The organism is Nonomuraea basaltis, from assembly GCF_005893125.1.
GTDB classification, from domain to species: Bacteria; Actinomycetota; Actinomycetes; order Streptosporangiales; family Streptosporangiaceae; genus Nonomuraea; species Nonomuraea basaltis.
Genome location: NZ_VCJS01000591.1, coordinates 1 through 989, shown reverse-complemented (window position 1 = coordinate 989; position 989 = coordinate 1). Strand labels below are relative to the sequence as shown.

At 73.9% G+C, this 989-nt stretch carries 1 protein-coding gene; it reads right to left on the bottom strand.

Annotation, left to right across the window (positions count from 1 at the left end; translation table 11 throughout):
- Entirely contained in the window at positions 1 to 825 is an 825-nt protein-coding gene (locus tag EJK15_RS69555) for an AfsR/SARP family transcriptional regulator (protein WP_138720966.1), read from the bottom strand.
- Positions 826 to 989: the final 164 nt, after the last annotated feature.

Below are 989 nucleotides of genomic sequence, written 5' to 3'. Positions count from 1 at the left end.
TTAGGGTCGCGTGGGCGCGGAGAGGTGTATAAGAGACAGGACCAGCCGCACGCCGCCGGCGAGTAATCCCCGAAGCCGGGAAATATCATCCGATCGCCCCACGAAGCTCGTGAGCCGGGCAGGCAGGTTGGTCCGCGGCGCCGCCTCCGCGTCCCGCAACGCCTCCAGGTGCGCCTCCCGCACCTCGGGCCCCGGATCGACACCCAGCTCGCCCGCCAGATCCGCTCTGATCCGCTCGAAGACGGCCAGTGCCTCCCCGCGCCGCCCCTTCGCCACCAGCGCCCGCATCAGCAGGGCATGGAACGGCTCCCGCAACGGATGCGCGGCGACCAGCTCCTCCAGCTCCGCCACGAGATCACCCCCACCACCCGGGCCTTCGGCGGCGAGGTCGAGCGCGATCCTGGTGGCCAGCGCGGTGAGCCGCAGCTCCGCCAGCCGGGCCGCCGGAGCCACCGCGAACGGCAGGCCGTCGGCGTCCGCCAGCGCCGCTCCCCGCCACAGGGCCAGCGCCCGGTGGACGTCGCCGCCTCGGACCAGCCGCTCGAACGCCCAGGCGTCCACCTCACCGGGCGGCACGTCCAGCACGTATCCGGCGGGATGCGAGGCGATGATCCCAGGCGCCTCGCGCCGCGCCCGGGACACCAGCGACTGCAACGCCGCCGGCGGATGCGCCGGCGCCTCGCCGGGCCAGAGATCGTCGATCAGCCGGTCCGCGGTCACCACGCGCCCGGGATCGAGCGCCAGTCGTACCAGCAGCGCCCGCACCCGAGCCCCGCCGATCGCGGCCCCCGCCACCTGAAGCGGCCCCAGAATCCCGACCCGCATCCAACCTCCACGATCGCGTGCCGACTCCACAGTACGCACGCCACCATGGCTCACGGCCCCAGCCGCTCCCTGAGCAGCTCTATCGGCAGATGCGGCACGATCGCCTCGCTGAATTCCGGCAGCCCCACGACCAGCCCGTCCTCCGCGACCCGCAGCCCCGCCCC

What these genes read in the sequence shown, in the direction of transcription:
- EJK15_RS69555 (WP_138720966.1), bottom strand. Translation starts at nt 825, where the DNA reads ATGCGGGTCGGGATTCTGGGGCCGCTTCAGGTGGCGGGGGCCGCGATC.